The organism is Acinetobacter sp. RF14B (assembly GCF_006864105.1).
Classification (GTDB): Bacteria; Pseudomonadota; Gammaproteobacteria; order Pseudomonadales; family Moraxellaceae; genus Acinetobacter; species Acinetobacter lwoffii_C.
Genome location: NZ_SMTB01000023.1, coordinates 1 through 15455 on the forward strand (window position 1 = coordinate 1; position 15455 = coordinate 15455).

General features: G+C 44.1%; 13 protein-coding genes. 8 read left to right on the top strand and 5 right to left on the bottom strand.

The features are described from left to right. Positions 1-331: 331 nt before the first annotated feature. Both E2K52_RS05340 and E2K52_RS05345 read right to left on the bottom strand, forming a co-directional pair. On the bottom strand, positions 332-685 hold the full coding sequence (locus E2K52_RS05340) for a hypothetical protein (RefSeq protein ID WP_151204121.1): 354 nt from the start codon (positions 683-685) through the stop codon (positions 332-334). Between the two features lie 226 nt (positions 686-911). Beyond that, positions 912-1934 (bottom strand): AraC family transcriptional regulator, encoded by a 1023-nt coding sequence (locus E2K52_RS05345; RefSeq protein ID WP_151204122.1) that lies wholly within the window; start codon positions 1932-1934, stop codon positions 912-914. Positions 1935-2071: 137 nt separating this feature from the next. Here E2K52_RS05345 and E2K52_RS05350 point away from each other — a divergent pair, with 137 nt between their 5' ends. From E2K52_RS05350 to E2K52_RS05360, 3 genes are all read left to right on the top strand, one after another. Further along, on the top strand, positions 2072-2842 hold the full coding sequence (locus E2K52_RS05350) for a 3-hydroxyacyl-CoA dehydrogenase (RefSeq protein WP_151204123.1): 771 nt from the start codon (positions 2072-2074) through the stop codon (positions 2840-2842). 98 nt (positions 2843-2940) lie between these two features. Further along, a complete protein-coding gene (locus tag E2K52_RS05355; RefSeq protein ID WP_151204124.1) occupies positions 2941-4077 on the top strand; it encodes an acyl-CoA dehydrogenase family protein in 1137 nt (378 codons plus the stop codon). Between the two features lie 253 nt (positions 4078-4330). Continuing rightward, entirely contained in the window at positions 4331-5977 is a 1647-nt protein-coding gene (locus E2K52_RS05360) for an AMP-binding protein (RefSeq protein ID WP_151204125.1), read from the top strand. A 191-nt stretch (positions 5978-6168) separates the two neighbouring features. Here E2K52_RS05360 and E2K52_RS05365 read toward each other — a convergent pair whose 3' ends face one another. Next, on the bottom strand, positions 6169-6681 hold the full coding sequence (locus E2K52_RS05365; protein WP_151204126.1) for a pyridoxamine 5'-phosphate oxidase family protein: 513 nt from the start codon (positions 6679-6681) through the stop codon (positions 6169-6171). A gap of 407 nt (positions 6682-7088) precedes the next feature. Between E2K52_RS05365 and E2K52_RS05370 the strand changes: the two genes are divergently transcribed. From E2K52_RS05370 to E2K52_RS05385, 4 genes are all read left to right on the top strand, one after another. Continuing rightward, positions 7089-7859: a HesA/MoeB/ThiF family protein gene (locus E2K52_RS05370; RefSeq protein WP_151204150.1), complete on the top strand. Its 771-nt coding sequence runs from the start codon at positions 7089-7091 to the stop codon at positions 7857-7859. Positions 7860-7917: 58 nt separating this feature from the next. Continuing rightward, positions 7918-9216 (top strand): ABC1 kinase family protein, encoded by a 1299-nt coding sequence (locus E2K52_RS05375; RefSeq protein WP_151204127.1) that lies wholly within the window; start codon positions 7918-7920, stop codon positions 9214-9216. Between the two features lie 121 nt (positions 9217-9337). Continuing rightward, entirely contained in the window at positions 9338-9718 is a 381-nt protein-coding gene (gene folB / locus E2K52_RS05380) for a dihydroneopterin aldolase (RefSeq protein WP_151204128.1), read from the top strand. After that, positions 9675-10106, top strand: coding sequence for a 2-amino-4-hydroxy-6-hydroxymethyldihydropteridine diphosphokinase (locus E2K52_RS05385; protein WP_151204129.1), 432 nt, complete (start codon positions 9675-9677; stop codon positions 10104-10106). Before folB ends, E2K52_RS05385 begins: the two co-directional genes overlap by 44 nt. 435 nt (positions 10107-10541) lie before the next feature. Here E2K52_RS05385 and coq7 read toward each other — a convergent pair whose 3' ends face one another. Beyond that, the gene (gene coq7, locus E2K52_RS05390; RefSeq protein WP_151204130.1) at positions 10542-11177 is read right to left on the bottom strand and encodes a 2-polyprenyl-3-methyl-6-methoxy-1,4-benzoquinone monooxygenase; all 636 of its coding nucleotides are present in this window, start codon (positions 11175-11177) and stop codon (positions 10542-10544) included. A 3-nt stretch (positions 11178-11180) separates the two neighbouring features. Next, positions 11181-12497: an MFS transporter gene (locus E2K52_RS05395; protein WP_151204131.1), complete on the bottom strand. Its 1317-nt coding sequence runs from the start codon at positions 12495-12497 to the stop codon at positions 11181-11183. 173 nt (positions 12498-12670) lie between these two features. Here E2K52_RS05395 and E2K52_RS05400 point away from each other — a divergent pair, with 173 nt between their 5' ends. Beyond that, on the top strand, positions 12671-15424 hold the full coding sequence (locus E2K52_RS05400) for an autotransporter assembly complex protein TamA (protein WP_151204132.1): 2754 nt from the start codon (positions 12671-12673) through the stop codon (positions 15422-15424). Positions 15425-15455 lie beyond the last annotated feature (31 nt).

Genomic DNA, 15455 nt, shown 5'->3' on the forward strand with positions numbered 1-15455 from the left:
CTTGAATTTTCTGCCAGATATCATCGGTAAGAAGAGTGCGTGCCATTGAAAATGTAGAAATAAAAATAACTCAAAGGAGGATTTTAAGTATTTAAAACCAATTCTTCAAATGAGGACACGCCCTAGATTTTGCAAATATAAAATTTCCTAGCCACAGCTTGGTAGCTGGCCAATATCTTAGCTGGCCGCCCTGCGTTTTATGGCCCTGAATCATTACTCCGGCAGGATGAACACTAACAACTTTATTTTCATAAGTGATTTGCTATTGGTTTTATTATTCAAACCAAAAAGCGATGCCAAGGCACCGCTTCTGAATAATCCTTTAGACGAATTACATCGGATAATCTTCTAGACAGTCATAAATTTCGACTTGATCTAGGCTGCCGGTTTCCATTGCCAAGCATAATGCGACAACTTTTATCGTATCTGTCAAAGATTTTTCATCTTTTAAGTCAATGCCTTGCTGTAATTCCTGCATACGCTCTGCCGGAATTTCAAGTGCATGCGCTGTTTCCGTTGCGTCCACTTGGTTAAAGAAGTGCGAAATTGCGTCTTTCAGTTCTGCATCCGATGCATTCAAAATTCCTTGGTTCAACTGCTCTGTCAGCAGATCAGTTGAAGAAGATAAAGCTTGAGAGAATTTTTGAGCAAGGTTTTGACCCAGCACATCAGTCATCTTTAACATGGAGATACCTTCAACAATAAAGGAGAAAAGGGAGAAAATAACCCAAAGGGATGTTTTAAATTGGTTGAAAATTAACCTATATTGAGTGGAAGTGCAAAGCTTTGTAGATGACTGAGCAGTAGGATAATTTAAGAGAATAAGCCTTGAAATATATAACTATCAGATAAATATGAGCTTAAATGGGTTTTAGAGCCAAATTTGATTTTTTGGAGCTATATTAAAGGAATTATTTAGTAACATTTTGCCGATACGCCCCTGGACTTACACCTGTCCATTTTTTAAAAGCCCGATGAAAAGCGCTGACTTCCTGAAAGTTCAATTGTTCACTGATGTCCTGCAAACTTTGGTCGGTACGGGTTAACAGCTCAATTGCGGTATCACGTCGAATCTCATTTTTAAGCTGCTGATAACTAAATCCTTCATTTTTTAGGCGCCGTTGCATCGTGGCTTCGGACATATTCATTTTCAGGGCCAGTTCATTGAATTCCAGCCATTCGGCGGGTGGAACCGTTAAAAGCCGTTTGCGAATCTGGGTGCTTAGCGCATAAGGGTTTTTAAACCGGACCAACAGATTGTCGGGCGTTCGCTGGATAAATTGATACCAGGAGTTTTGATCCTGCTTCACCGGCAGATGTAAATAGGCTGCATCAAACTGGATATAATTTTCGCTGGCCTGATATTCAATCTGTTCACAAAAACGGACTTTATAATCAAAATCTTCCAGCGGTGCAGCGCACTTGAGTTGAATCTGATTCAGCAAAATTCGGTGTCCACTTAACCAGCATAAGAGAGAATGAATTAGCATTAGATAGGTCGCATAGCTAAACATGCGCTTGGTCTGCTTCTGGTCATAAATCAGAATATAAGCAAAATTTTCCTGAACCATGAGGGTGCTGTGCAGGTCGTCCAGAACCAGATTAAAAAATTGCAGGATTTGTTGCAGGGCTTTTTCCAGCGTGTCGGCCTGTAACAGCATTCTAGATAAGAGCTTAAAACTGCCACGGCGCATCGGATGGCTATCCATCCCGAAAAACTCATCATTCATGCTGTCGGCAAGTACAGTCCACAAGGCGGCATATTGCGCGACCGAAACCCGGGCTTTGGCTGAGTGAAGAATTTCTAGCGGAATACCGGCTTTATTTAAGATTACAGAAATATCATAGTGCTGCGCTTTGGCATTTAACAGCGCTTCATGAACCAGATCAATCGAGATCGTTCCCTTACTATATTTCAAGGCAGGTAAATGCATGGCCAGTCCAATCTTCCTTTTTTATTGTCCAAATCCATCAATCAAGATGCGATATTTGGAAATTGTACAGAATTAAATCTCTGTTTACTCTGCCTATTAAGTCTTAACTTGCCAAACTATCTTAATAGGACATTAAAATGAAGATTCAGGGAAAAGTCATTGTGGTTACAGGTGGTGCATCCGGTCTGGGTGCCGCCACCGCCACGCATCTGGTAGAGCAGGGTGCACAAGTGATTCTGGTCGATATGAACCAGGAACTAGGCATTGCCTTAGCGCAGCAGTTGGGCGAACAGGCTGAATTTGTGCAACTGGATGTCACTGATGAGCAGGCGGTAGAAACCTTTTTTGCTCAGGTGGAAAATAAATATGGTCAGCTCAATGGTCTTGTGAACTGCGCCGGAATCGCACCTTCAGCGAAGGTGCTGGGCAAGAAGGGTATTCACGAGCTTGCTATGTTCCAGAAAGTATTAAATATCAATGTGGCTGGCACCTTTAATATGTTGCGTCATGCAGCGGCATTAATTGCAAAATATCAACTGCAATCAGACGAAGAAGAACGCGGTGTAATTGTGAATACGGCTTCAGTTGCCGCCTTTGAGGGGCAGATCGGTCAAAGTGCTTATGCTGCTTCTAAAGGTGCTGTGGTTGCCATGACTTTGCCTTTGGCACGTGAGTTGGCGCGTGAAGCGATTCGTGTAATGACCATTGCACCGGGCATTATGGAAACACCCATGTTGAAAGGCATGCCACAGAATGTACAGGATGCCTTGGGGCAGATGGTTCCTTTTCCACCACGTCTGGCCAAACCTCAGGAATTTGCTCAATTGGTCGGTCACATCTTTGAAAACAGTTATTTAAATGGTGAAGTGATTCGTCTGGATGGGGCGATTCGTATGGCAGAAAAATAAAGATTTGAGCTTAAAGGGCATAAAAAGACCGGGTAAGACACTTTTTAGGTATTTACCCTGTATTAAAAAATAAGAAAGATCAGTAAAGGAAATACGCTGTGCTTTTAAATGATGAACAAAAAATGATTCAGGAGACGATGCGTAACTATTCGCAGCAGAAACTGAAACCTACCGCGGCCTTGCGCGATAAAACGGCCCAATTTCCAGCTCAGGAACTCAAAGAACTGGGTGAGCTGGGAGCGCTGGGAATGACCGTTGCTGAACAGTGGGGCGGTGCAGGTCTGGACTATGTTTCTCTGGTATTGGCACTGGAAGAAATTGCCGCCGGAGACGGAGCTATCTCGACTATTGTCAGTGTACAAAACTCCCTGCCTTGTGGCATTACCCAGCGTTATGGCACAGAAAAACAAAAGCAGACCTATTTAACCAAGCTGGCTTCGGGTGAATGGCTGGGTTGTTTCTGTCTGACTGAACCACAGGCTGGCTCAGATGCCAGTGCTTTGCAATGTAAAGCAGAACGTGATGGAGATGAGTGGGTACTCAATGGCACCAAGCAGTTTATTACCACTGGCAAACATGCCCAGATTGCCCTGGTGTTTGCAGTCACCGATAACTCTGCTGGCAAGAAAGGTATTTCATGCTTTCTGGTACCGACAGATACGCCGGGTTATCTGATTTCAGGTCTGGAAGAGAAAATGGGCCAGCATTGTTCTGATACGGCCACGATTATCTTTGATCAATGCCGGATTCCAGCTCAAAACCTGTTAGGACAGGAAGGTGAGGGCTACAAAATTGCCTTGTCTAATCTAGAATCTGGCCGGATCGGGATTGCAGCACAGTCTGTCGGCATGGCACGAGCTGCGCTGGATGCCGCAGTGGAATATGCCAATGAACGCAAATCTTTTGGGGTGGAACTGGTTCAGCATCAGGCAGTAGCCTTTCGGCTTGCTGATATGGCGACCCAGATTGAAGCAGCGCGACAACTGACTTTGCATGCAGCTACTTTGAAAGATGCTGGTTTAGCATGCTTGAAAGAAGCCTCTATGGCCAAACTGTTTGCTTCGACGATTGCAGAGCGGGTCTGCTCGGATGCCATTCAGATTCATGGCGGATATGGCTATGTGTCGGATTTCCCCGTAGAACGTATTTATCGGGATGTACGCGTCAGCCAGATTTATGAAGGGGCTTCAGATATTCAGCGTCTGGTGATCGCCCGGGAGGTCAGCAAAATCTAAGGCGCAGGATGAAGAGGACTGTTCAAATCCTGCAGGCCTATTGAGGGATATAGAAATTGTAGAAGGTGATAAAGCATGGTGAATTATTGATTCAATCGAAAAGCCACTCGCTACAAGGACAGCAACACATGCTCTGAAGCTAAAGCAGCTTTTAACCTGCCTGTAATGGACTACGCAGGCAGTAGAGAGAACAACAATTACAGCGGACACAGACACATCGTCTGGACATACAACAGAAATAGAGGTTGTCGGGATGAAGACACTAGAACAAGCATATCGCGAATTTGATTTTGACATGATGGTTCAACAACAGCTGGCAGGAACGCCGGAGGCTCTCAATGCTTATACAGAATGCTGCGGACGCTATCTGGGCCAGAACCGGACTGCGCTGATCTGGGAAGGTAAAAATGGCACAACACAGCATTGGAGCTTTGAACAGCTGGCAGATGCTTCAGCACAGCTTGCACACTATATGACAGCACTCGGTTTGCAGGCAGGTGACTGTATTGCTGGTCTGCTTCCGCGTACTCCTGAATTACTGATCACTATTCTTGCCACCTGGCGTATTGGTGCTATTTATCAGCCTTTATTTACGGCTTTTGAGAGTAAGGCGATTGAACATCGGATTAATACGGCTCACACTCGACTGATTGTTGCTGACCAGGAACAGCGTTCAAAACTGAACGGGCTGGATATTCCTCATATTTTAACGGTGCAACCAAGTTCAGAAAATGCGGCTCAAGATGCTGATTTCTGGGCTGAGCTTAAAAAGTATCCTACCGAGTTTGACACGGTTCAGGGTGGTTTAAGTGATATTTTTCTGATGATGTTTACCTCAGGTACGACTGGTCTGGCGAAATCCGTCCCTGTACCTTTAAAAGCTCTGCTGGCCTTTAAAGGTTATATGTTGCACGCCGTAGATTTGCGTGAAGAAGACTCATTCTGGAATCTGGCCGATCCTGGTTGGGCTTATGGTTTGTACTATGGCATTGCCGGTCCATTGAGTCTGGGGCATAGCATTATTATGGATGAACGTGCTTTTAGTGTAGACCATGCAGTTGAGATTATTAAAAAATATCAGGTCAATAATTTAACCGGCTCACCAACAGCATTCCGGATGTTCTTTGGTTTTAAAGAAAAATTTGATGCCGAAATCAGTTCATATTTACGTGTGGTCAGTAGTGCAGGTGAGCCTTTAACTCCAGAAGTCATTCAATGGTTTAACCATGAACTGGGAGTAAATATCCACGACCAGTATGGACAGACTGAGCTAGGAATGGTGATCGCCAATCATCATGCACTGGATCATCACAAGAAAATTGGTTCAGCCGGTTTTGCGATTCCGGGGCATCGTTTTGCAGTGCTTAATAATGACCTTCAGGAGGTAGGAAAAGGTGGCATTGGTACTTTGGCGATGGATTGTGCTGCTTCACCGCTGATGTGGTTTGAAGGCTATGGCGGTCATAACCGGAAGGCTTTTGCCGGCCAGTATTATTTAACTGGTGATACGGTCAAACTAAATGAATATGGTGGGGTTGATTTTATCGGGCGTGCTGACGATGTCATTACAACTTCGGGGTATCGAGTGGGGCCTTTTGATGTGGAAAGCACCTTGCTTGAATGTGAAGAAGTGCTGGAATCTGCTGTGATTGGCAAGCCAGATCCGGAGCGTACCGAAATTGTGAAAGCCTTTGTGGTATTAAAGCCGCAGTGCTTGGCCAGTGAAGAGCTGAGGCTTAAACTTCAGCACTATGTACGTTCACGTCTGTCCAAGCATGCTTATCCCAAAGAAATAGAGTTTGTGAGGAATTTACCAAAAACCTCAAGCGGTAAAATTCAGCGCAACCTGCTCAAGCAACAAGAAATTGCAAAAACTCAGGACATTCAACAGGTCAGTTAATCATTTCACTTATCTTAAGGTCGCGGTTGCGACCTTTTTTATCAGATTTGATGTAGTGAGGTCTAAAACTGATTAAACTCAATAACTGTTTTTTGTCATTACAATGTCATTTTATTTTTCTGGGAAATTTAAGTTTATCAAAAAATTAGCCCCTTTTAAAAAGAGGCTAAAAGGAGAGAAAGGTTTAAAAATTATAAGTTTATTTTCGCATGTTCTGCATCTGGCTTTTCTGGTTTTCCAGTAACATTGCCTTTGAGTATTTTAAGTAAATGCGTCACTTTATTGTCGGTAATATTCCAGTATTCTGCACTGAAGGCTTTGGCCACCAGAACACGAATACTGGGATCATCCTTGCCGTCAAACCAGTTTTCCGCCCACGGATTCCATAATTTTTCAATAAGTGCACGATCGGTACTGATTTCACCATGCGCACTGATAGACACATAAGTATCATCCGAAGGCTTGGCGAATGACAGGCCTAAATGATGGCGTCCCGTAGTGATGGCCTGCACAATATCATTGGTATCTTTCATAATGAAATATAAGTTCTGGTTTTCATTCATTCCCTCAAAATTCAGCATTGTCATGGGCTGAGAGTGGATTTCTTGAGTCTCGGTCTGATGGCTGATCATGGTAAAACGAACACCTTTAATTAATTCCCATAATTTTTCACGATCATTATGTTCTGAATAAGATTCGGTCATACAAATTCTTCCTTCTGTTTTAGATGGGGTTTTCTGGGTGACTACTAAACAGCTTAATCTGATTTATAGGAGCAGGCAGAAGGTCTCACTGAACTTATACATTTTCAAACTGAAACACAGAGTGTGAATACAGAAGCACTCAAAAGAGTGCTATCTATTAAAGTTCGTTCAACAGAATAGACAAAATAAACGCCATGAATAAAGGCAGCATTCAAATGATTTCTACTTGATGCTGCGGGTTAAGCTGATATGCTATTTGACGCCCAGTTGCATTCTCCTTTATTGAAGCGCTGTGACATTGATCACGTTCTTATTGGCATGACATTTCCATATTTCTATAAAGGTAATTTTTGGGTAAGCGCTTTTTAAACATTTTGGAACAAGGAAAGACGTTGTCTACATTCACGATGGATGCTATCTCCCCGGAACTTGAATTGACAGATGCCGAATTGCACCTGTATAGCCGTCAGATTTTATTAGAGGGCTGGGATATTGAAGCACAGGAACGACTGAAACTGTCAAATGTCTGTATTGTGGGGTGTGGCGGGATCGGTTGTGTGCTGGCAGAACTGTTGGCGCGGGCTGGTGTGGGTAAAATCACCCTGATTGACCCAGATACGATTGAGATGAGTAATCTGCAACGTCAGCTGGCTTTTACACCTGAAGATCTGGGTTTCTATAAAGCAGAAATCCTGGCTAAAAGGTTGAGACAGATTAATCCGCATGTACGGGTTGAATCTATTAATCAGGCTTTAACGACTGAAAATGCGACTGCTCTCATCCAGCATCAGGACTTGGTGCTGGATGGTTGTGACCAGTTTGCAACGCGTTATCTGGTGAATCAAAGTTGTGTAAAATTAAATGTGCCCTTATTGAGTGCCTCTGCCATTGGATTTCAGGGGCAGTTATTTATGATTGAAGGGGATTCCGCCTGTTATGCCTGTCTGTTTCCTCCAGAAAATCAGGCAGATGAAAGCCTGCGTTGTGCGGATTCAGGTGTGTTGGCCACCACACCCAATGTCATGGCCAGTTTGCAGGCCCACCATGCTTTGCTTTACCTGGGCTTAGGAAAAATGCCATTGAGACAGAAGTTTCTGCTGTGGGATGGCCTCAATTTCAAACAGCGAATTTTAAGTTTCCAAAAAGATACAGATTGCCCGGTTTGTCAGGCAAGATAAGCCTGCAAATTTTATTTTTTTTGCTACACTGCGTGTAATTAATTTTTCCTAAGACATTATGAAAAACAATATCTGGTTAGATGGACTTCGTTCAGTGGCCCGTATGGGAGAAACTGCGGTCGTTGCAGCAAAGGCGGGCATTAAATATGCAACTGAAAAGCCGAGCAATGCCAAACTCATGCGTGAAACTTTTGAATCTTTAGGTTCGACTTATATCAAGCTCGGGCAGTTTATTGCCAGCACACCTTCGCTGTTTCCGCGCGAATATGTAGAGGAGTTTCAGGGCTGTCTGGATCAAACACCGACTTTGCCCTTTAGTTATATCCAGCAAGTCTTAGCCTCTGAGTTTGCTGATCGTAATCTGGATGAAATTTTCGCTTCAATTGATGAAACGCCGCTAGCGTCTGCTTCTATTGCGCAAGTTCATGCTGCCAAGCTGGTGTCTGGCGAAAATGTCGTGATTAAAGTGCAAAAGCCGGGTGTGGAAACCATTCTTTACACTGACCTGAATGTGCTGCACTGGGCCACCAAGCTGCTGGAAAAAGCTGTACCTAAAGTTAAATTCGCGTCTCTGGCCGATATTGTGGAAGAAATTAAAACCCGCATGGTACGTGAAGTTGATTTTATCGAGGAAGCGCAAAACCTGGATGATTTTGTCAACTATCTCAATGTGACCAATAATCAGGCAGCAACAGCACCTAAGGTTTATCATCAATATTCTACCCGTCGGGTCTTAACCATGGAGCGTCTCTATGGGGTGTCATTGACAGACTTTGAAGTGGTCAAGAAAATTTCTAAAGATCCATCACAGGTGTTAATTACTGCAATGAACACCTGGTTTGGTAGCTTGATGATGTGTAATAGCTTCCATGCGGACTTGCATGCCGGTAACCTGATGTTGTTGGAAGATGGCCGGATCGGTTTTATTGATTTTGGTATTGTGGGGCAATTGAAGCCAGAAGTCTGGACTGCATGTATGACCTTTATGGAGGCTTTGCAACACACCAATTATGAATTGATGGCAGAGAACATGCTAAAAATGGGCATGACTGCAGTCGAGATTGACACCAAAGTTCTGGCAGCCGATCTTGAGCGTTTATTTAGCGGTGTACTGATGTCTGATCCTCAGGAGCTGCTGAGTTCAAATCCTGCTGATCTGAATGATATCATGATGGATATGGTGGCCGTCGGTGAACGTCATGGTATTCGTTTCCCACGTGATTTTGCCCTGTTATTCAAGCAAATGCTGTATTTTGATCGCTTTATGCGAATTCTTGCACCGTATACCGATATTTATGCCGACCAGCGTCTGCAAATGGTGCAGGATATGGATCCTAATCTGCTGTTAAAGCATTAATTAAATCCCGCTTATCCTTTCTTTCATTCAAGTAAGGGAAGGATTTCCCCAAAAAGTTCTTTTTTATTCAAGGAGGGCTTTGGGGAGTTGACTTATCAATATCCTATTCTCGAGTGATCAAATGGACGCAATTATTATTGAAGGCTTAAAAGTCGATACGGTGGTCGGCTGCTTTAATTGGGAGCGTCAAATCATTCAGCCTTTATTGCTGGATTTGACCATCCATACCAGTCTGGAACAGGCATCACAATCAGATAGGCTGGACGATACGCTAAACTATGCCGAAATTTGTGAGATTTCAGCACGTGTGATTCAGGAAGCACAGCCAGAATTGATCGAACATGCAGCAAAATTGGTGCTGGATGCGCTTTTTACTACCTTTGAAAGTATAGAATCGATTATGATTACGATCCGTAAGCCTGCCATCATCGCGCAAGCCAATTCTGTAGGGATACGTCTTGAACGCCACCGAAACGATATTCGCCTTAGCACTGGCGAGTAATTGTCATCCACAGCACCATTTTCAGACTGCACAGCAATGTATTTCACAATGGGGAGAGGTAAAATTCTCGCCTATATATGCAATTCCATGTCGTGATGCGATTGGTTCAGATTACTGGAATGGCGCCTGTCTGCTATCCAGCCATATTTCTGTTGAGGAATTAATCAATTTTCTTAAGCAGCTGGAAGCAGACTCGGGACGGGTACGTCCATCCCATCAGATCACTCTGGACGTCGATTTAATTGCATGGGGATCTGATCTGGCCCATATGCAGCTGAATGAGAAAAAACTACCGCTCGCATTGGATGTCAAAATTCCAATGTGGGATGTATGGAAAAATGATCTTTTTCACCATCAAGCCCACGCTTTTCCTGTTATCCAGCCTTAAGGTCTGAATATTAATTGCTTCATTAGACGATATAGTCTTCAAGCTGAATGGATGACTTGTTTATTGTTGATTTTTGATCAATTTGGATAAATCGTTTTCAAATAGTCTGTTTTATAATTTTGGGTGCTGATGAATAAATAAAAATAATTATAAGTATAAAAAAAAGCTTGTTTTAATGTGAAGGAAATAATTTTTTCGATTCTAAATTGGCATTATTTTTATCTAAATTAAGTTTAAAACAGAATACAACGTGGGTTTAAGTCTGCGTTATATTCATTCTGATGTTCAGAATAGCGATATTGTTATGAACCAACAGGCACTAAATCTTCCTCGATCATCACATGGCGGATTTCTTCGTCCACCGCAGCGATCATCCTCTTATGTTAGGGCGAAAAAAAGCTCACCTTACGATGAGCTGTTGGGCTTGGTTAGCAATTAGATATAATAACTGGTTTGGGTCATTAATTTTGAAATTGCAGTCATGGTCATCCGTACGGGAGCAGGCAAATCTACGCCACCTGCGGCCAGCGCTGTATCGCGGTGATGCAGCTCATCTTCATTCATTTGCTGCAAAATGCGTCGGGAGCGCTCGTCTTGCGCTGGAAGTTGACGGATATGATGTTGCAAATGTATGCTGACCTGACGCTCGGTTTCTGCCACAAAACCCAGACTATATTTGTCACCCGCAATTCCGGCAATGGCGCCCATACCAAAAGACAGGCCGTACCAGACCGGGTTCAGCAAACTGGTATGACTGTCCAATTCTTTAAGCCGGTCTTCACACCATGCCAGATGATCCTGCTCTTCAATAGCTGCCTGTTGCATTTCCCGACGAACATTGGGAAGTTTCGCAGTCAAAGCCTGCCCGTGATAGAGTGCCTGGGCACAGACTTCACCACTGTGATTAACTCGCATCAGGCCAGCGACATGGCGGGCATCGCTCACCGTTAACTGGGTCTCTACCAATTGGGCTGGATTTTCACGTTGTGCAGAAGTACTCCCCGGAACAAGACTGCGTAGTGCTTGGTCAAAGGAATGAATAAGTTTATCGACACCTGTATATTGACGCATGAATTAATCCTCCAAGGGGGCGTTTGCGGTTTTGAGCATGGATTTGAGCCGGTAGAGTAGCCAGACCGTGAAGATGCCACTCAAGACTGCGGTAATACAAAAAAGTATTTTAAGATCAAACTCTAGAACGCTTAAAATAATAATTGAAAATATAGCAGAAGATACCATGAAAACAGCATTCAGGATGTTATTTGCAGCAACCACACGCGCACGATGTGAGCGAGGAGAATGAGCCTGCATCATGGTATATAACGGGACAATATAAAAACCGCCACTGATCCCCAGCAAAGTTACTGCCAGCATGACATGATAATAGCTCCAGCCTTGCTGAAATACCTCAGCCAGGCCGAGCAAAGCACCGCTACGTTCAGGAATGGCAGCCAGGCTTGCTGCCAGATAGAGGGCAAAAATAACCAGCCCAACTGCCCCAATCGGAACCATTTTAATATTGACTTCGGTGCCGCCCAATCTGCGGCATAAATAGGAACCAAGGCCAATCCCGACTGAGAAAAAAGTCAGCAGCAGGCTGGCTACATTTTCCGAAGCATGCAGGTTTTGTAGGGTCAGTTGGGGAATCTGGGTCAGATAGGTCGCCCCATAGAACCAGTACCAAGAGTTACCCAGTAAAATTAAAAAAATCAGCGGCAAGCTTTTTGCATATTTTAATGTCTGAAAACTGGTGCGAAAAAAATTCCAGTCAATCTGGATGTCGGGGGCTGGAATACTCTGTTTCAATATAGAGCGACTAGACCAATACCCCAGCATGGCAATTGTCAAGATAGTCAGACTAATCCAGAGCAGATGACCATTTGAGGCTGCAATAACAGCGCCGCCCAGAATCATACCAAACAGGATGGCCAGTGATGTGCCAGACTGAAACAGGGCATTTCCAGACATCAGCTCATCTGGCTTCAGGACTTCAGGTAAAATGGCGTATTTAATCGGGCCAAAGAACGTGGACTGGGTGCCCATCAAAAACAGGGCAAAGAGCAAAATCCATAAATTCCCCAGTAAAAAACCGATGGTTCCCAAAATCATAATGACGATTTCTAGAATCTTTAAATAACGAATCAGTTGGGCACGTTCATATTTGTCAGCAATCTGTCCGGCAGTGGCTGAAAAAATGAAATAAGGCAGGATAAACAGCAAGGCAGCCAGGTTGTTCAGCGTGCTGATATGGGTACTCTGTTGAATCCAGCCATAAGTAATGACCAGTAATAAAGCCTGTTTGAAAACATTATCATTTAAGGCACCAAAAAATTGGGTCAGAAACATCGGTAAAAAACGACGGGAGCCCAGCAGATGTTCGTTATTATTCATAGACACGTGCTACATTAAGTTTTATGAAGAAATGTGAGAGATGCGTAAACATTCGGAAAAATCATGTAAGATACTTTCGGCTATGTGAAGGTAAAAACCAGTAATTTAAGTTCTTTAGCTTATATTTTTTGGTCAAATAATCAATTAAAGAATGTATTTGTTTAGAGTTTGCTATGCTTGCAAAAAGAAATTTTAAAAAAACGATGCTGAATCGTAGTATGGGGAACCTCATACCACATCATGGCCGGACATGGCTGTGTATGAGCATATTTTTTATGATGTGGTCACATCAGGGCATAGCACAGACTGAACAGGCAGCAGACACTCCAGTCGCAGTGTCCCGAACGGAAAAGGTTGAAGAGCTGTCTCAGGAAGCCCTCCGCCAAGGTCTGGTTAATTCCGAAAGTGAAGCGGTTGAAACCATACAACAGGCTCTGGTGCCACAAATATCTGTTGATAGTATGCAGATGCTGCAGGAGCAGCAAAATGCCGGTGGTATTCTGGAAGAGTTTAGTCCGATTGAATTTGAAGATCTGGAAAACCTGCCGATGCAGAGTATTGACCAGAGCATGGCCAATGAAATTTACCGTGTCGCTGAAGAAGCCAAACGTGAAGCACAGGATTATCGCAATACCCAGCAGACTGAAACGGTGGTAGACATCAGTCAGCAGGAATTGCTTGAAATAAATCAGGCGCCAGTAAATGTTGATCAGCTGATGCAGTCTATTCGGGCAGATAGCAACATTAGCGTACAGAGTAATGAGGCGGCTCGGACTTTAAGAGATATTCCGGGGCCGACCGAGCCGGAAGATGCCAAAAAGCCCAATATCGTAAAACGACTCTGGTATAAGCTGCGCCCACCACGTCAGATCATGATCGCCAGCACACCCCGGATCAGTGCTGAAGTCATCATTATGAATGGGAATGGTACCGCCGAAAGCAATGGAGTGCTGAATCGTAGATATGAGTCTGAAGCTTATAATAATTTAAGCAATAATATCCGTGCCAAACTGTCCAGTTTTACGCAGGAATCCTTTGAGGATTTTTCTTCGGCATTGCCCCAGTTACGCAACCTGTCCAAGCAGGCAGCGCAGGCAGTGGGCTATTATAATGCCGAGTTTAAGTTTGAACGAGTGTCGGATAGTCGCGTAAGAGTCCGGGTGACACCCAATGAGCCCGTACTGATTAGCAGTCATCAAGTGGAATTTACCGGACCCGGGGCAGAGCAGCCACAATTCCAGGTTATTGGTCTTTTACCGGAACAGGAAGAAGGTGATATTTTCAATCATGGTGCCTATGAAACCACCAAAGGCAGGATTGTTGAGGCAGCCAGTCATAATGGTTATTTCGATTCCTTTTGGCGCCTGCATGATGTATTGATCAAACAGCCGCAAAATACAGCGGATGTCAATCTGCGCTTTGAAACCGGTGAACGCTATAAGCTGGGACAAGTTGAATTCAGAATGAGCGATCCTGAAAAAGAATTTCCGTTGGATCCAGATATTCTGGAGAGTCTGGTGACTTGGAAAGATGGGGCTGACTATGCCTTCTGGCGTGTCAATAGCCTGGCCAACAACCTGACCAACTCGCGTTATTTTAACTATACACTGGTTGATGCGATACGTCCTGATCCGGTGGACAGAGAGCTAGAACTGGCTCCTGATATTCAGAACCTGATTGAACAGCAGAAACTGGAAGAGGATGGTTCTACTGCGAATGTTCCTCAAAAACCGGCTAATTCTCCTGAAGTCACGCAAAATGTCGTGGATGAAAGTCAATTTGCTGGTATACAGGATCAGGAAAATCCGAGTCTTATGAGCTTGCGTGTGGAGCAGAAAAGCAAGGAAAATGAGCAGGACCGTTTAAAAGCACAGGCACGTGAAGAGAAGAAAGTTCCGGTCATTGTGACTTTAAATGCAGACCGCCTGAATAGTGCTGAAGTCGGTATCGGTTATGGTACAGATACTAATGTACGCTTACGTGGGCAGTATCGCCGTGCCATTGTCAATAAACGTGGGCATTCATTTGACGCCAACCTTGAGCTTTCCGGGATCCGCCAGTCAGTTGATGGCCGCTATAACATTCCATATCATCATCCTCTCAATGACTATGTCAGTATTGTGGGCGGGTATGAACGTGAAGAGCGGGAAGATGTCGCTCAGGATACAGGCCTGTTAATTGAGTCGGCCGTACTAGGCGCAGACCGGCTTATTAAAAATCCGCTGGGGAATTGGCAGCAGGCCTTTGGTGTGCGTTATCGTCTGGACCGGCTGACACAGGACGGTTCGGTTGACTTTAACCAGATTCCAGAAGCTTTTAGATTTAATTCCGCTGCTGAGCAGCAATCTCTTCTGTTTGGTTATGAAGTGTCACGCACGGAGAGTGACCGCCGGATTAATCCGACCAAAGGCTTTAAGCAGATTTATAAGGTTGAACTCGGTAGTGAGGCTTTATTGTCTGATGCCGATATGGCCATCCTTAATGCGGGCTGGCGTTTTATCTATTCATTGGGAGAAAATGCTGACCATCAATTTGTTGGCCGTGCCGATCTGGGCTATATTTTCACAGAAGATTTTGCCAAAGTGCCTTATAACCTGCGTTATTTCAGTGGAGGCGATCAGACCATTCGAGGTTTTGATTATAAGAGTCTTTCGCCTGAAATTGATGGCTTTAAAGTAGGGGGGCAGGCTTTAGGTGTAGCCTCACTTGAATATAATTACCAGTTCAGGGAAGGCTGGCGAGCTGCAGTCTTTGCAGATGCCGGCAATGCCTATAATGAGGATTTTAGCAATCCGACTGAATATGGTGCGGGGTTGGGAATTCGCTGGGCCTCACCGATTGGCCCGATTCGGGTTGATGTTGCAACCGGATTATCAGATGACAGTCATCCAATCCGACTGCATTTCTTTATTGGCTCACCGTTATAAAACATTCATTTTTTTAAAAAGATTTATTTGG

Coding starts and splice junctions, on each gene's coding strand:
- folB (WP_151204128.1), top strand. CDS start 9,338: ATGGACGCAATTATTATTGAAGGCTTAAAAGTCGATACGGTGGTCGGC.
- E2K52_RS05400 (WP_151204132.1), top strand. CDS start 12,671: ATGCTTGCAAAAAGAAATTTTAAAAAAACGATGCTGAATCGTAGTATG.
- E2K52_RS05340 (WP_151204121.1), bottom strand. CDS start 685: ATGTTAAAGATGACTGATGTGCTGGGTCAAAACCTTGCTCAAAAATTC.
- E2K52_RS05350 (WP_151204123.1), top strand. CDS start 2,072: ATGAAGATTCAGGGAAAAGTCATTGTGGTTACAGGTGGTGCATCCGGT.
- E2K52_RS05365 (WP_151204126.1), bottom strand. CDS start 6,681: ATGACCGAATCTTATTCAGAACATAATGATCGTGAAAAATTATGGGAA.
- coq7 (WP_151204130.1), bottom strand. CDS start 11,177: ATGCGTCAATATACAGGTGTCGATAAACTTATTCATTCCTTTGACCAA.
- E2K52_RS05370 (WP_151204150.1), top strand. CDS start 7,089: ATGGATGCTATCTCCCCGGAACTTGAATTGACAGATGCCGAATTGCAC.
- E2K52_RS05360 (WP_151204125.1), top strand. CDS start 4,331: ATGAAGACACTAGAACAAGCATATCGCGAATTTGATTTTGACATGATG.
- E2K52_RS05375 (WP_151204127.1), top strand. CDS start 7,918: ATGAAAAACAATATCTGGTTAGATGGACTTCGTTCAGTGGCCCGTATG.
- E2K52_RS05395 (WP_151204131.1), bottom strand. CDS start 12,497: ATGAATAATAACGAACATCTGCTGGGCTCCCGTCGTTTTTTACCGATG.
- E2K52_RS05345 (WP_151204122.1), bottom strand. CDS start 1,934: ATGCATTTACCTGCCTTGAAATATAGTAAGGGAACGATCTCGATTGAT.